The organism is Labrys sp. F242 (genome assembly GCF_057813875.1).
On the sequence record NZ_JBVASG010000011.1, the window covers coordinates 26,460 to 41,816 of the forward strand.

Genomic DNA, 15,357 nt, shown 5'->3' on the forward strand with positions numbered 1-15,357 from the left:
GCGTCGATTCAGCTGTTGAGGGCTGGCGCTTCCCCAGCGGCAGGCGGCACGCGATCGAGGATGAAGTCGACCAGTGTGGGTTCGCCGTCCGCGAAGTCGGCCTGCTTGTACCGGGTCTGCTTGAGCCCACGGCACAGGGCGCCGTTGAACTCCATGTTGATCCGCAGGCTGCGCAGGTCTCCCAGATAGGAAGCCAGCGTTGCGGCGGTGAGGGGGATGCCCTCCCAGGTCAGGAAGACGCCGTTTCCCCGGCCGATTTGGGGATGGCGCTCGAGCAGGGCCTGGCGATAGCGCGGCTTCTGGGCCGCCGCTTCCGGCCCCATCGGCTGGGCGGCGTCGAGGGCTGCAAGATCCATGGCAAGGATGACGTCGTCGCTGACGCCGGCCTGGCGCAGACCCAGCAGCACGGCTTCCTGCCGCCGCTTATAGGCCTTCGCACGGAACGTCTCGCGAAGGGCCTCAAGGTCGAGATCACCCGTCATCTCCCCGAAGACCTGCCCGAAGCTCTTGCCCACCGCGATGCCCCGATTGACCTCATCGGCGAACATGTGATCCTGCAGCCGGATCCGATAGGCCGGCTTCCAGGACAGTGCCTCGATCGCCTCGCGCACGCCGTCGAGCATCAAGAAGGCGAAGTTGGGCGAACACCAATAGGTTGGCAGCCTGAACTCGACGTCCACGCAGGCATCGTCCAGGATCTCGGCACGCTCGACGAAGCCCATATTGGTGACGGGCTCGTCGAGTTCGGGATCGTTGACCTCGGACAGCCGCCGCCAGAGTTCGGCCTGGCGGCGACCACGGAGCGCAGCGCTCATCATGCGCTTCACTCCGCCGCGATCGACAGCGGCGCCTTGGCCAGGGCCGCCTTCTTGGTCGCGATGTCGATGTCGTAGAGCCGCGCCGCGTTGAGGCCCAGGATCTTTTCCTTGATTTCGGGTGTGAGATCGACCCCACGCTCGCGCTTGATGTCCTCGGGCAGTTCGAAAGCCCAGAATTTCTCGACCAGCCAGCGCGGCGTCCAGATTGCATAGTCGGAGCCGAACAGGATCTTGTCCGGGCCGAGCCAGAACAGGAGCTCGGCGATCACTTCGGCGAAGTAGCGCGGACGCGAATGGATGAAGGGCAGGGCGACGGCAAGGCCGCCATAGACATTGGTCTCCTGCACGGCGATCCAGCAGAAATCGTCCAGGCGAGGCAGGCCGCAATGTTCCACGATCCAGTTCAGGTTCTGGAAGTCGGTGGCCGCGTCATCAACGTCGCCGACATTGAAGGCGTCCTTGCTGAGTGGGATGATCGTCGGGCCCTTGTGGACATGGACGTTGCGGATGCCGAGTTTCTCGCAAAGCTCGAAGCAGCGATAGGCGTTGGGGTCGGTCAGTTTCCACCCGCGGGAATCCCCATGCCACTCGGCCGTGTACATCTTCACGCCCTTGATGTCGTAGGTCTCCTTCATGAAGTGGATGTATTCGAGCGCCGCCTCGCCATCGCGCGGATCGAAGGAGCCGTTGACGATGAAGCGCTCGGGATAGCGCTTGGCCATCTCGGCATTGCGTTCGAGGGTATTGAAACCCTGTTTGTAGAAATCCTTCAGATAGGTCGATTGCACGATGGCGACATCATCAGGACCGTCGACGAACAGGTCGCGATAGAGATCGTCGGCGCTGTATTTCTCGAACTTGTCCTTGGGCCACAGCTGTTCCTTAGGGCTGAGCGCCGTGTGATAGGCATAGAAGCACTCCACGAACTGCTTGCCGTGAATGTTGCGCTGGTTTTCAGGGCTGCCGTCCCAGAAATGGGTGTGGCCATCAACGACGAAAATTTCCTTGCCTTCGGGCGTGATATACATGGCTTCCTCCGTTGGTATTTAGATCTAAAGTTTTGATTTAATTTGACTATTTGGAGATTTCTCGGAGCGAGGTCGGGCGCGCTGCAGCTCCGCCAGGCGTATGGCCGGGAGACAAGCGGGCCATCCGGGCGGTGCGCAGCGGGCATCCCGCACACCCCTCGGGCGTAGCGCCGTTGCAGGCATGGTCATCGCGCGCCGCCGTTTCCGCGTCTTCTGGGCTGGCGCCGGGCTCATGCCCCCACCGGCCGATTCTCACGGTCGGGATGTCGGCCTCGACACAGGATGCGTGTGAAGCATCGAGCATGGTTGTCTCTCCCACTGCTGCCTTCGTGGCGGGTACCTCTCAGGTCGTGATGGCGACCTTCAGCACGCCGTCGCGCTGATTGGCGAAGAGGTCGTAGGCCTCTTCGATCTGGTCGAGCTTGAAGCGGTGCGTGACCAGCCCGCCCAGATCCACCCGACCCGACCCGATGACGTCGAGCATGCGGCGCATGCGCTCCTTGCCGCCCGGGCAGAGCGAGGTGCGGATCGATTTCTCGCCGAGGCCGGCTGCGAAAGCATCGAGCGGGATCTTGAGATCCGACGAATAGACGCCCAGGCTCGACAGCACGCCACCGGGTCTGAGGACACGCAGGGCCGCCTCGAAGGTTACCTGCGTGCCCAGCGCCTCGATCGCCACGTCGACGCCGCGGCCATCGGTCAGACGCATGATGGCCTCGACGGGATCTTCCTTCTTGAAGTCCACCACGATGTCGGCGCCCAGGCGCTTGGCCATGGCAAGGCGAGCGGGCACCGTGTCGACGGCGATGATGGTGGTCGCCCCCATCAGCTTGGCGCCAGCCGTGGCGCACAGGCCGATCGGTCCCTGCGCGAAAACGGCAACGATGTCGCCGATCCGGATGCCGCCGGTTTCGGCGCCGGCAAAGCCGGTCGACATGATGTCCGGGCACATCAGCACCTGTTCGTCGCTGACCTCGTCCGGGATGGGGGCGAGATTGGCCATGGCATCGGGCACGCAGACGAACTCGGCCTGGCAGCCGTCGATAGTGTTGCCGAACTTCCAGCCGCCGATGGCCTTCCAGCCATGTTTGGTGCCGGCTCCGTCCTGCGAACCACAGCCGCATAGGCAGGCATGGCTCCAGCCCGAGGGGGTGATGGCGCCTGCGACGACGCGCTGGCCTTCCTTGAAACCGCGTACCGAGGAACCGAGCTTTTCGATGATACCCACGGGCTCATGACCGATGGTCAGGCCCTTGGCGACGGGATATTCTCCCTTCAGGATATGGACATCCGTTCCGCAGATCGTCGTCGTCGTGACACGTATCAGGGCGTCGGCGGGACCGATCTCGGGGATCGGCTTGTCATCGAGAACGATGCGCCCTTTCTCGACAAAGATCGCGGCCTTCATTTTGCTTGGCATGATCGGTTACTCATTTTCGGCTGTGCATGGGCGGGGGAAGGGCGATGCGCTCTAGAGCAAAGCGCGTTCAAGCGTGAACGCTTGTTTGCTCTAACTCTTTGTTTCGACGCGTCTTTGCGATTCTTGGCGTGACCGCCAAATCGCAAAACGCTTCAGGGCGCATCGCCCGAGATCTGCCGTCGTGCTCAGATGTATTCGAAGACCTCGTCCATATCGCCGAACAGGATCACTGTATTGTCGTCGACCCTGACCATGCGGCCATAATGGGTGGAGGTATTGACTTCGAAAATCTCCGCAGTCATCTCGCGGCCGAGATACTCGCTGATCTCGTCCATCATGAAGATGAGCTTGCCGTTGCCGTCGATGCGGATCAGCGCGGGTTGATAGGTGACGGTCACACCATCCTTCTTGCCCATGAATTCTGCGATGGCGCGCGCCTCAACCGAGTCGTTCATGGTGACCCCGCACTGATGCGAGATGGTCTGCTCGAAGGTGATGTCCTTCATCGACTTGAAGATATTGGCGTGCGAGGAATCGCGTGCTGCCGTGGACATGGTCGTTTCTCCCTGTGATGGTTGCCGGCCGGTCAGTCGTCGAGGCCGAGTTCGCGCAGGATCTGGCCGATCCGCTCCTGCGAGACGGCGCGAACATCCTCGAACGAGACCGGCTTGGAATGCGCCATCGACCAGATCGGCTGCAGCCCCAGCGCTGCCTTGTCTGCGAGCGCGCGGTGCTTCTTCAGCCAGGCCTTGAACAGCTGGCGGTTGCCCTGAGCATGCTTTTCGTCATGCGCCAGCAGGTAGATCAGGTCGATGGCATTGGCGAGGTTGCGCTCATAGTCGGCTTCGGCCGCCGAGATCACCGGCGGAGTGATGAAATCGTGGTTGGCGGCTGCCACCTGCATCAGGAAGCCGGAACGGAAGAGTTCGCCGACCAGGGGCTCGAAGACGATGTTGATGGCGAAATACTGTTCCAGATAGTCCTCCGATCCCATGATGGTCTCGACGGCTTCCCGGGCGCCCTGCCAGACGCCGTCTTCCAGCCAGGTCTTCTTGCCCAGTTCGTCGTTCCAGCCGGGAATATCCATGCCGATCTCGGCCAGATAGAGCGTGATGTCCTGGGCCAGGCGCAGCTTGTAGGAAGAGTTGGTCAGCGTGGCGTTGTTGATCATCTGGGTGTAGCCGTAACGCTGGGCCTGCATCAGCGAGGTGCCCAGTCCGAATTCGGCATGCTTCCAGGCCCCGAGATGGTGCTGCAGGATGCTGATCCAGGCCTTGTCGAAGCTCTTGGGCGCGCCGGATTTGCGGCCATTGGCGATCACGCTCTGCACCATCGTCTCGATCTTGGATTGGCGCTGGTAATGGGTGCGCTCCCATTCCTGGTCGGGCGCCCGGAAGGCGTGCCAGTTCGAGCTCTGGGCCAGGGTGTTGCCCTTGACGTAGGCGCCTTTGCCGTCGGCAAAATTGATGATCCAGTTCTGAATCAGATAGCGCTCGGGATCGGGCTGCACATCAACGGTGACATCCTCGTAATGGGTGGCGCGCTGCCCCCTGGGATCGAAATAGCGGTATTTGCGGCTGTCGGAGTCGGCGAAGATCGCTGCACCGGCTGCGCCGGATCCGACAGAACTCGAAATGGCAGGCATGGTATTCACTCCCTGGTTGTGGTGTGTTTCGACGATCCGCCCGAGGTGAGGGCGGTCCTTAGTGGCCGGACGAGGTTGCGCCCGACGAGGTGGTGAATTTGTCGAAGAAGATGTGCTCGACCTCGAAGCCGTTCATGAACAGGACGGGCTGCAGCGCATCGATCATGGGGGGCGGGCCGCAGGCATAGACGTCGCCCTGCCCATCGATGGCGAGTTCCCTGAGCTTGGCGCCCACGCTCTCATGGACGAAGCCGCGTTCGCCCAACCACGCACCGTCCTCGCCGGCATGGGAGAGCACGGGGATGAACTGTACCTCCGGGTAACGCTCGACCAAGGCCGAGATCCGGTCGAGATGGAACAGGTCGTCTTGCGTGCGGGCCCCGTAGAAGAAATAGACCGGCCTTTGTTCGCCGCTGGCCAGGTGATCGTTGAGGATCGACCAGACCGGCGACATGCCCGACCCGGCACCGACCAGGATCAGGGGTCCCTCGCGCTCTTCTCGTCGGAAGCAGGTTCCATAAGGCCCGACGATGGAGACCTCGGCTCCGACCTGGATTCCTCCGGCGTCGAGTTCGCCTGAGAATTTTCCCTCGGGGTATTTCTTGATGATGAAGGAGAGGGCCTGGGTTTGGTCCGGCGTATTTGCCATGGAGAACGAGCGCGTAAGCGTCTCCCCCTTTTGCGTGGTGACCGTGATGTCGACATATTGGCCGGCCCAGAACTTCATCGGCGAATTGAGACTGATCTCGATGCCACGGATGTCGTGGGTCAGCCGCTCGATACGCGTGATCTGGCCGCGATAGGTCTTTACCGCGATCGACTTCGCCAGCACCTCCTCGTCATAGTTGAGGAGTTCCACCTCCATGTCCGAATAGGCGATCGTCCGGCATAGGAGGACGTGGCCGCTGTCCTTCTCCATGTCGTTCAACGCGAAGGTCGAGTATTTCAGCATGTCGACTTCGCCGTCGAGCAGGACGCATTTGCAGGCCGAGCATTGCCCTTCCTTGCAGCCGTGCGGCAGCGCGATGCCTTGACGAAAGGCTGCGTTCAGCACGGTTTCGCCGTTCTCAACTTCGAATTCGACGCCGACGGGTTCCAGGCGCACGGTATGGGCCACGCTCATCGGTCCTTTCTCCAAGACTGTCCCGTGCCCCCTCCCGGCGAGGAGAGGGGGCGTGATCCGTCCGGTCGCGGAGACCGCTGGACGGTATCCGCGGATTGGCGGGTTCAGTGACAGGGGTTGATGGTGAAGCCGGCGCGATACTCGGCCAGATGTTTCTCGCGATCGGCGGGAGACATCTCACGCAGCAGCGTCAGCGGCGACAGGATGGTGTGGCCCCTGACATCGTCGAGGGTCCACATCTCCTTGGGATCGAAGCGCAGATGCGGCTGCGGGATCAGGGTTTCGCCGTCCGAGCGCACAAAGTTGAGATCCTTCATCGCCTCGGCGAGATCCCAGCCATGATACAGCGTCTCCCATTCGCGCTTGCCGCTAAAGCGGCCCATCGCCGGGGTGGGACGTCCCTGGTACTCGTCGGAGAAGGCCTCCACTGCCGTCCAACGGTCGAGTTCATGGGCGAAGGTGTGCAGCTTGCCGTCGATTTCGTCGACGACCATGTCCTCGCGGATCAGACAGGGGACCAGGCAGCTCCAGCAGCGGTGCGGATAGACGTAGCCCACCTCCTCGTTGAAGGTGAGGATCTTCTCGCCTCTGTGGCTGAGCTTGTCGTGCCACTTCCAGAATTCGCCGAACTGAGCATACCAGCCCGGATATTTATGCTCGAACCACTCGAAGTCCTTGTCCGTCTGGGCTTCGATACGCCAGAAGTTGAGCGGCCAGCCCACGGTGAAGAACTGGGCCACCTTGTGGACGTAGAACTTCTCGGTGATGCGCTTCCAGGCTTCCTGAACGTCGTCGTGATGGATCTTGATGCCGTATTTTTCCAGCGGCAGCATGTAGGTGCGGTAGTAGTCCTCGAAGATCCAGCGGTGCCACATCTCCGCGTAGGATTCCTTGTTCTTGTCGCGGTTGGTGGTGCCATATTCGATGAAAGTGCCGATGGCGGCGTCGACGATGGCGTGGTTCTGCCAGAAGGCGTAACGCAGGTCGCGCTCGAGCAGGAGGTGGTTTTCCGGCTCCTTGAGAGCGGCCATCAGGAGGGAGTGGCCGTTGCCGATATGGCGGCTCTCGTCCGACTGCACCGAAAGGAACACTGTCGGCAGGGCATAGTCACCATTGCGTGCGGCCTCCGAGGGCATGGCGACGAACAGCGTGTTGGTGAAGGCCGTCTCGGCGACGACGGTCAGATACATGCAGGCCGCGGTCATGGTATCGCCGGTGATGAAACCTTCACCGAACTGGCGGCCGATCGTGGTGGCATAGCATTTGCCGAAGGCCTCTTCGGTAATGTCGAAGCCGGCTGGATCGATATAGTTCTCCATGTACCACTTCTTCAGATTCATCTGAATGGTGGAATGGCGGAACTCGTCGACCATCTGCATGGTGAAGCCGGTGCGCAGGTCTTCGCCGGGTGCCAGCCTTGCCACCATCGCCATCGAGCGGGCGGCCGAGATTTCCGGGAAGGGAATGATGGCGAGGAAGAGCTTCATCCACTCCACCCAGCGCGGCTCGACATTGCGGAACATGTCGCCGCGCAAGGCGGCGTCAAGCGCGCCATAGACGCGGTTGTCCTTTTCCTCCTGCATCGGGAAATAGGAACGCAGCACCTGCTTCATCGGATCGCGCGGCGCCTTGCTGATCTTGTAGTCCGTCGGGAAGGTCATCGCTTCCTGGACATAGGTCGGGTTCCAGCCGAGATCGGATATCTTCTTGGTCGCCTCGCCGACGGAGATGCCGCGCTGCGAGGTTATCTTGTTGAGCGTCAAAGACGTCATAGCCATGAGCCTCCACCAGATTGCGCCACGAACCCCCATGGTCCGGGCGGGGAGCGGCAGGTATCGCCGCCGATGAGTGCGGGCGGTCCGCCTGGAAGCAGGCATGCCTCCATCCGGCCGCTCGAGTGGATCACGGCAAAGGTATCTGGAGCGGTGCTGAAAGCCTGGCGCGTGCATACGTAAGGCATGCTGCGCCACGTGCATTCCGACCTTGGGTTCCCCATTCCTTCGTTCTTTTGGCATCGCGCCGAAACGCGATGGGCTTCTTATGGAAAATGGTACAGCAAGGACCGTGCCAACTCGCGACAAGCTCTAAATTGTGCAGCTTCAGGCGCCCTGAATGGATCGGTCATTCTCGGGAATGTCGCGAGTGTAACATAATGTTACAATTGTAATTTACATATGTAAAACTATCTATCTATTCATGAATCCGGTTTATTTATTATGTTTCTCTGTAACAGATACTATAGACAACTTAGTTTGATGGGTTATCCTGTCGGCATTGTGACAGCTTGCCGATGTAGGGCCATACCGATGTCCTCTTCCGACAATCCTCGATCGCCATCGGCTTTCGATGGGCCCGACGACAGCGACGTGATCATGGATCTGCTCCGGCTGATGCCGCGCGACCTGATCTTCTCCATGCGTTTTCTGGGCGAAAGCCAGCTGCGCCTGCAGCGCCATTTCCACGACTTCATGATCGCCGAGCTAATGCTGGCGGGGATCACGGAAGAGACCCATCCCTTGCTTCATGCTTTCGTCGAACGGCATGCCATCACGCTGCGCGATTTCGTCTTTTCGGGGGTTTCCCTGTCCCGGCAGTTTCGGGTGGAGGACATTGAACGCCTGACCGGCGATACCACCTCCTTGCTGCGCGTCGACATCTGGGACCAGCTCGGGAGCCATGTGGAGACGGCTCAACGCCAGTTCAAAGCCCAATTGCCAGAGCTGCCGAACCTGTTGTCCGGCTGGGAAAGGCCTGGAGCGGTCGAGGAGAAGAGACGGCAATGACCCAGCGAGTACCCAATCCGCAGGATCTGCTGGGCCGCCGGCTCGAACTGGTTGCCGGTCTGTCCGCTCTCAACGCGCAAGCCCTGAAGCTGACCCAGTTCCTTGCGGGCCTCGACATGGAGATGCTGCGCCTCGAGCTGGCATTGAAGCAGGCGACGGTGGAGGGAGAGTTGGCGCGGGAATTGCAACGCGATCTGCGAACGACACGCGAGAGTGCCGACGCGGCCGCCGGGCGGCAGGGCGAATGTGCCGAGCGTATCGCAAAGGCCGAACAGGAGATCGAGGATCTCGATCTTCTGCTCCGGCAGGCGATGGCGCGAGAGGGGAGGACATCATGAACCAGCAAAGCAGACAGAACCCGACTCTGTTCGATCTGCTGGGCCGCTGCTGGCAGCGGCCGGCACCCGTCGCAAGCGCGAGCTTCGATCGGCGGGGAGGTTGCGTTGCCTTTGCAGCTGTCGACGGAACCATCGCTCTGGCGCCCGTCGCGGAAGCGGAGGGACCGGAAAGCCGTATCCGGGTCAGCGGCGACCTCGGACAGATGAGGATCCTGCCGCGCACCAAGCCGCCGGCGCCCCTGACCGCATTCGCGGTTCAAGAGGAGGATGCCCCTTTTGTCATGCCCTTTCATGAAGGAGGCTTCCTTGTCCGGACGGGTGGTGGCGTGGTGAGGCGGGTTTCGGCGCAGGGAGAGTCGAGCGAGGATTTTCTTGGCCTTGGCCGGCCCGTCCTGGCTCTCGACCATGCGGCGCAATCGGGTTTGACTGCCTTGTCGGACGGCGACGAGCTTTGCCTCCTGGACCAGGCGGCAAACGTCATTGGCCGTTCGCGCCCCGTGCCCATTCCGACATCGCTCAAATTCTCACCTGACGGCCGATATCTGGCGGGACTGAGTGAAGACAGCCTCGTCATCATGGCGTTGGACGGGGGCGTGTCGGTTCAACGCGTGGTGACACTGCCCTCGCTATCATCAAGCCTTTCCTGGAATCGGCAGGCCGACCGCATTGCCTGTGGCCTGGAGATTGGCGGCCTCAGCATCGTCGATGTTTCGCTTGGACGCACCGACACCATCCTCGACTTTCCCGCGCCGGTGCGGGGACTGGCCTGGGGCATTGGAGGCCAGCTGGTGGCATCGGGTGCCTATCGTATTGCAGCCTGGGGAACGAAGACCGAGGCTGCCAGCCAAGCCTTGCTGACCGGCCATACCGGCCTGATCCTGGTCGAGGCGGTTGCCGCCCATCCCACGCGCGATCTGGTGGCCGCCGGCTATGCCGATGGCCGGATCGTGGTGGCGCGGCTCGGTGGGCGCGACGAACTGTTCGTGCGACCGTTCGGCGGCAAAGTTACCGCGCTGGCCTGGTCGGCGGACGGGCGTCATCTCGCCGTCGGCGATACCGAGGGCCAGGCCGCTCTCCTCACCTTTCCGCCCCAGCTCTTCAAATAGGTGCAGCAAAGCGCCGATCAACAGGAGGACGACATGCCGACAGAGCCGACCCGCGAGGAAGACAGCAAGGACCTGTTCTTCCAAAAGCTGGAAAATCTCGCCCGCGAGATGATCGACACCCATGACAAGGACTTTGCCATGGGAGCGCTGATCCTGACGGCGCGATGGATCGCCGAGGATCGGATCGCCAAGGTCGCCCAAGCGAGCTGAGGTGGAGAGCCGAGGTGGGGGAGAGGAGGCCGGAGCGACCCGGCCTGCCTCGAATTGTCAGCCCTCCGGCGGGATCATCCCCCGGTAGAGCAGGCAGACGGTACGCAGGAGCGAGGCGAAATTGGGAGCGGCGCCATGGCGCTCGAGGGCTTCCTCGTAAAGCACCGAAATCAGCCTGGAGGTCGAGAGCCCCTCCCGGAGCGCCATTTCGTCTAGGACTTGCCAGAACGCCTCCTCCAGCCTCACCGTCGTCGAATGCCCGGCGATCCGCATCGACCGGCTCGCCTTGCGAAAATGGAGCGGGCTCTGGCTCGTGAGGACCTTGCACATGGCTCGCCCTTTCAGCCTTGCCGTCGCCCTCCCGCCGTCCCGATTGTCCGGGCGCGGCCATGGGAGGGTCCGGCCCCCGCCGATCAAGGGGAGGCCAGGGCTTTTCTCGTCATGGAATGAGGACGGCGCGACCATGGATCCTGCCGGCGTTGAGATCCTGGAGAGCCTTGTTGGCGTCGGCCAGCCGATATTCCACAGTGGTCAGTTCGACCAGGCCACGGTCGGCCAGGGCCATCAGTTCGACGAGCTCGGCCCAGGTGCCGACCAGATTGCCGATGATGTTCTTTTCCGTGATGACCATGTCGACGGTGGGGACCCTGATGTCCTCGCCATAGCCCACGACATAATAGCTGCCGGCCGATCGGGTCATGGCGAGGCCCTTGGCCGTGGTGCCCTTTTCGCCGACGAAGTCGATCACGGCTTCGGCGCCGGCACCGCCGGTCAGTGCGAGCACGGCCTCCACTTCGTTCCCGTCTGCCTTCACCAGTTTGTCGGCTCCGATCTTGCCCGCCAGGGCCAGGGAGGCGTCGGACTTGTCGACCACGATCACATCGGCGGCGCACATGGCCTTGAGGCATTGGATGCCGATATGGCCGAGGCCGCCGGCGCCGATCACCACGCAGCTTTCGCCCGGCAGGAGATGGCGCGTCGCCTTCTTGGCAGCACGATAGGCGGTGAGGCCCGCATCGGCATAGGGAGCGACTTCCTTGGGGGCGAGCGTCTTGGGAAGCGGGACGATGTTGCGCTCGGAGGTGCAAAGAAACTCTGCGTAGCCACCGTTGCAGTCCAGGCCCGGGAAGCGACCCGGACCATGCATGTCCATGCCGCGCCGGCAAGCCAGGCAGGTGCCACCCGAGATCTTGGGGTGCACGATGACGGGATCCCCAACCTTGATGCCTTCGACCTCCTTGCCGATCGCTTCCACCCAGCCGGCATTTTCATGTCCCATGATCAGCGGCAGCAGCTGGTCGCCGTTGGGATCCATATGCGGACGCCAGACGCCCTCGATGATGTGGAGATCGGTGCGGCACACGCCCGCTCCACCGATCCGCACGATGACGTCGTTCGACTTCTCGATCCTGGGGTCGGGAACCTCCTGAAGATCGACCCATTGGCCGGCCTTCAGCTCGTCGTCGTAGCGGGTGAGTACTTGCGCCTTCATTGTCATTTCCTCCGCGAGCCCGGTCTTGTCCGTGCTTCGCAAGGGAAACAGCAATCCTCGTGCCGCGATGAATATACAAGCAATATCAATGATATGGATGAATTCATGAATCCCGGGATGTCGCTGGTCTGAACAGTCGCGCGGACTGAGTGTCCAATTCGCGGACAGTTTTCCGTGACATTGGCGAGGCCGGTCAGAAGGTCGAATCCAAGGAGTTGATCATGCAGATCTTGTCGGGAATGGATCGGGCGCGAAATGCCCTCGAACGCGGCGATCGCCTGCCCGGTGGCACCTTGCCGGCGCCGATCGCCGAAAGCTGGCAGCGTTGCCGGGACCTGGGCCTCGACCCGCGCCTCCAGCCTCGCGGCGAGGTGGTGCCATTTGCGACGGTGACGCGCCGGCGCCAGAAAATGGAGGGCCTGCGCCGGCTGGCCCTTGCCGAGATGCAGGTGCTCTATGCCCAGATCGCCGGATCCAATCTGATGATCGCCTTGGCGGATGCGAGCGGCATGGTGCTCGACACCATCAGCGATCAGGCCTTCACGGAGAGCACTGCGGGGCGCTCCATCATTCCCGGCAGCCTGTGGGACGAAGCGCGACGGGGCACCAATGCCCTCGGGCTGGCCAGTGACAGCAGCCAGCCGGTCGGTGTTTTCGGCCGGGAGCACTACTTCACCTGCCATGCCCATCTGAGCTGCATGGCGGCACCCATCCTGGATTCGCATGGGCAGGTCCTGGGTTTGCTTGATGCCTCCTGCGCCAACGAGGCGCGGCAGCAGCATACGCACGCGCTGGTGCGCATGGCCGCGGCCCAGATCGAGAATGGGTTGATCTTCCAGGAATGCGCCGACAGATTCATCCTGGCCTTCCATCCGCGTGCCGAATATCTCGATACGCTGTCTGCGGGGCTGCTGGCCCTTTCGCGCGATGGTGTCGTCACGGCGCTGAACCGTCCCGGCTCCGCCTTGCTCTCCGGCTTGCCGATCGGAGCGGGCACGAGTTTCGACACCCTGTTCGAAATGTCCTTTGCCAAGGCACTGGATGGCCTCCTGAGGGGAGGCGTCATCCCGATCCGGGATGCTGCAGGCAGCCAGGTCCTGATGGTCTGCCGTCAGATCGCTCCCGGGCTCGCGGTCCGCAACCCGCGCCGGGAACCGCAGGTGCCTGTCCATGACAAGGGCGGATCTGCCCCCGGATTTGTGTGTGTGGACCCCACGCTGAGGGCCGCCATGGCCGATGTCGGGCAGGCCGTCGCCATGGGCATGCCCATTCATCTCACCGGCGAGACGGGCACCGGCAAGGAACTGATGGCGCGTCATATCCATGAGGTGAGCGGCCGGAGCGGGGAGTTCATTGCCGTCAATTGCGGCGCGCTGGCCGAACAACTCTTCGTCGCCGAGATCTTCGGCCATGAGCAGGGCGCCTTCACCAACGCCCGAGCGGAGGGATCGATCGGGCTGGCGCGGCAGGCCGATGGAGGCACCTTGTTCCTCGACGAGGTTGCCGATGTGCCACCCTCGGCCCAGACAGCTTTGCTGCGTTTTCTCGATGCCATGGAAGTGCGGCCGATAGGTGGGCTGAAAGTCTACAAGGTCGACGTTCAGATCATATCCGCCACCAACCGTGATCTGGGGGAGATGGTGGCGGAGCGAACCTTCCGGGCCGATCTGCTCTACCGTCTCAACGGCCTCGTCCTGCATCTGCCGCCCCTGTCGGCCCGCAGCGACTTTGCGCTCGTGGTCCAGCACCTCTTACAGGGACTGGCCCCGGGCGTGGCGATTACCGATGCCGCCATCGCGAGGCTGGCCCAACGTAAATGGCCCGGCAATATCCGTGAGCTCCGTAGCGTGCTGCAGCGCCTGCTCATACGCCGGCGCGCAGGGTTCATCGACGAGACCGATCTTGCCGATACCGCAGCGGGATCGGGCGATACCTGCCCAGCCTGTCGGGATCGCGGCCTGGCCAGTCGGATCTGCCGCGAAATCAGGGCGACATATCGCGTCTGCCAGAACGTCACGCGCACGGCGCAGATGCTCGGATTATCGCGAACCACCATATACAAGCATCTCTGACGGAGGCCTTGCGGTCCTGACCGGGGTGGCGCATTGCACGAATAACCTCGTCGGTATACTGCTGTGGCTAGAGAAACAGCGGCGTTTCCCGTTCTCGCCTGTGTCGACCGGCCCGACAGGCGTATTTCCTGTCTGTGCTCTGTCCTCAGGTGATAATTGTGACCAACGACGATTGGAAAATTGGAGTTCTGTTTTCCAGGAGCGGCGTAACCGCCGCCGCGGAAATAGCCGAAGCAAATGCGACTCTCCTCGCTACCGAGGAGATCAATGCAGCGGGAGGAGTGCTCGGGCGAAGAATTACGCCGACATTCTATGATCCCGAGTGTTCTGCTCGTAAATATCGTGAGCTTTCCATTCGGCTTCTGACTGAAGATAAAATTAAAGTTATTTTTGGCTGCTATATGTCGACTGCCCGAAAGGCTGTGCTTCCGGAAGTTGAAGCGTATAGGGGATTGCTGTTCTATCCGACATTTTATGAGGGTTTTGAATATTCTGGAAACTGCTTTTATACGGGTTCTTCGTCAAATCAAAATGCTCTTCAACTTGCGCAATATCTGATCGAGAATTACGGCAAGAGATTTCTGCTGATAGGCTCGAATTATGTTTTCCCCTATGAGTATAATCGTGTCGTAAGCGACCTTGTTACCTTGGCGAATGGAACGATACTCGACGAGATTTATGTCCCGATCGAAGCGGTCAGCAAGGATTTCGACAAGGTCATCAAGCGGATAAAAGATCTCAAGCCCGATGTTGTCGTCTCCAACGTTGTCGGCACGGGTGCAGTGCTCCTCTATCAGGCCTACCGGGAGGCCGGTTTTGACCCAAGCTCGATGCCCATCGCCAGCTTGGCGACGACTGAGGCGGAAGTCGCACTCATGCCGGCGGGGTTGGCGGCAGGACACCTGACGGCTGCTTCATTTTTCGAGACGCTGAACACACCTGCCGCAAAACGCTTCGTCACTGCGTTCAAGCGGCGTTTCGGCGAGGCGGCACCGGTGACTGCCAGTGCTGAGGCCGCCTATTTTCAGATATATCTCTATGCGGCGGCACTCGAACGCGCAGGGAGCGACAATGCCGATGCTCTCGTGCCCAACCTGGCGGGGCTGGAATTCGACGCGCCGCAGGGGCGGGTTCGTATCGATCCCAACAACCATCACACGGAACTGTGGGCGCGCATCGGCAGGCTCAACCCGCAAGGCAAGTTCGACATCATCTGGGAATCGGAGGCACGTGTAAGGCCCGATCCTTATTTCGTGACGGCCGCTCACGAAGGCTGGGCCACCAGCCTGACCGGCACGCGTCGCAAGGCCTGATGGGAGCAG

General features: G+C 61.6%; 15 protein-coding genes. 6 read left to right on the forward strand and 9 right to left on the reverse strand.

What is annotated here, in order from left to right; genetic code table 11:
* Positions 1-8 precede the first annotated feature (8 nt).
* From ACZYTC_RS33855 to ACZYTC_RS33885, 7 genes are all read right to left on the reverse strand, one after another.
* Entirely contained in the window at positions 9-818 is an 810-nt protein-coding gene (locus ACZYTC_RS33855) for an iron-sulfur cluster assembly protein (protein WP_488991718.1), read from the reverse strand.
* A 5-nt stretch (positions 819-823) separates the two neighbouring features.
* Positions 824-1,846: an amidohydrolase family protein gene (locus tag ACZYTC_RS33860; RefSeq protein ID WP_434960413.1), complete on the reverse strand. Its 1,023-nt coding sequence runs from the start codon at positions 1,844-1,846 to the stop codon at positions 824-826.
* 343 nt (positions 1,847-2,189) lie between these two features.
* A complete protein-coding gene (locus ACZYTC_RS33865; protein ID WP_488991719.1) occupies positions 2,190-3,266 on the reverse strand; it encodes an NAD(P)-dependent alcohol dehydrogenase in 1,077 nt (358 codons plus the stop codon).
* Between the two features lie 185 nt (positions 3,267-3,451).
* Positions 3,452-3,820 (reverse strand): MmoB/DmpM family protein, encoded by a 369-nt coding sequence (locus ACZYTC_RS33870; protein WP_434960415.1) that lies wholly within the window; start codon positions 3,818-3,820, stop codon positions 3,452-3,454.
* Positions 3,821-3,852: 32 nt separating this feature from the next.
* Positions 3,853-4,911, reverse strand: coding sequence for an aromatic/alkene monooxygenase hydroxylase subunit beta (locus ACZYTC_RS33875; RefSeq protein WP_454817467.1), 1,059 nt, complete (start codon positions 4,909-4,911; stop codon positions 3,853-3,855).
* Positions 4,912-4,969: 58 nt separating this feature from the next.
* On the reverse strand, positions 4,970-6,034 hold the full coding sequence (locus ACZYTC_RS33880; protein WP_434960417.1) for an NADH:ubiquinone reductase (Na(+)-transporting) subunit F: 1,065 nt from the start codon (positions 6,032-6,034) through the stop codon (positions 4,970-4,972).
* Between the two features lie 104 nt (positions 6,035-6,138).
* A complete protein-coding gene (locus ACZYTC_RS33885) occupies positions 6,139-7,812 on the reverse strand; it encodes an aromatic/alkene/methane monooxygenase hydroxylase/oxygenase subunit alpha (RefSeq protein ID WP_441773592.1) in 1,674 nt (557 codons plus the stop codon).
* A 528-nt stretch (positions 7,813-8,340) separates the two neighbouring features.
* Here ACZYTC_RS33885 and ACZYTC_RS33890 point away from each other — a divergent pair.
* Genes ACZYTC_RS33890 through ACZYTC_RS33905 form a run of 4 tightly spaced genes read left to right on the forward strand, consistent with a single transcriptional unit; the run spans position 8,341 to position 10,471 of the window.
* On the forward strand, positions 8,341-8,817 hold the full coding sequence (locus tag ACZYTC_RS33890) for a hypothetical protein (RefSeq protein ID WP_488991720.1): 477 nt from the start codon (positions 8,341-8,343) through the stop codon (positions 8,815-8,817).
* Positions 8,814-9,155, forward strand: coding sequence for a hypothetical protein (locus tag ACZYTC_RS33895; RefSeq protein WP_434960420.1), 342 nt, complete (start codon positions 8,814-8,816; stop codon positions 9,153-9,155). The genes ACZYTC_RS33890 and ACZYTC_RS33895 overlap by 4 nt, the downstream gene beginning before the upstream one ends.
* On the forward strand, positions 9,152-10,261 hold the full coding sequence (locus ACZYTC_RS33900) for a WD40 repeat domain-containing protein (RefSeq protein WP_488991721.1): 1,110 nt from the start codon (positions 9,152-9,154) through the stop codon (positions 10,259-10,261). Before ACZYTC_RS33895 ends, ACZYTC_RS33900 begins: the two co-directional genes overlap by 4 nt.
* Before the next feature lie 33 nt (positions 10,262-10,294).
* Positions 10,295-10,471: a hypothetical protein gene (locus ACZYTC_RS33905; protein WP_434960422.1), complete on the forward strand. Its 177-nt coding sequence runs from the start codon at positions 10,295-10,297 to the stop codon at positions 10,469-10,471.
* Between the two features lie 57 nt (positions 10,472-10,528).
* On the opposite strand, the gene ACZYTC_RS33910 is transcribed toward ACZYTC_RS33905, so the two are convergent.
* Both ACZYTC_RS33910 and ACZYTC_RS33915 read right to left on the reverse strand, forming a co-directional pair.
* Positions 10,529-10,801 (reverse strand): ribbon-helix-helix domain-containing protein, encoded by a 273-nt coding sequence (locus ACZYTC_RS33910; protein WP_105865575.1) that lies wholly within the window; start codon positions 10,799-10,801, stop codon positions 10,529-10,531.
* Positions 10,802-10,910: 109 nt separating this feature from the next.
* Complete coding sequence (locus ACZYTC_RS33915; protein WP_187829371.1) at positions 10,911-11,963, reverse strand: NAD(P)-dependent alcohol dehydrogenase; 1,053 nt, start codon at positions 11,961-11,963, stop codon at positions 10,911-10,913.
* Positions 11,964-12,184: 221 nt separating this feature from the next.
* Between ACZYTC_RS33915 and ACZYTC_RS33920 the strand changes: the two genes are divergently transcribed.
* Together ACZYTC_RS33920 and ACZYTC_RS33925 are read left to right on the forward strand one after the other, a co-directional pair.
* On the forward strand, positions 12,185-14,035 hold the full coding sequence (locus ACZYTC_RS33920) for a sigma-54-dependent Fis family transcriptional regulator (protein ID WP_488991722.1): 1,851 nt from the start codon (positions 12,185-12,187) through the stop codon (positions 14,033-14,035).
* A gap of 155 nt (positions 14,036-14,190) precedes the next feature.
* Positions 14,191-15,348, forward strand: a complete 1,158-nt coding sequence (locus ACZYTC_RS33925; protein WP_441773615.1) for a transporter substrate-binding domain-containing protein — start codon at positions 14,191-14,193, stop codon at positions 15,346-15,348.
* Positions 15,349-15,357: the final 9 nt, after the last annotated feature.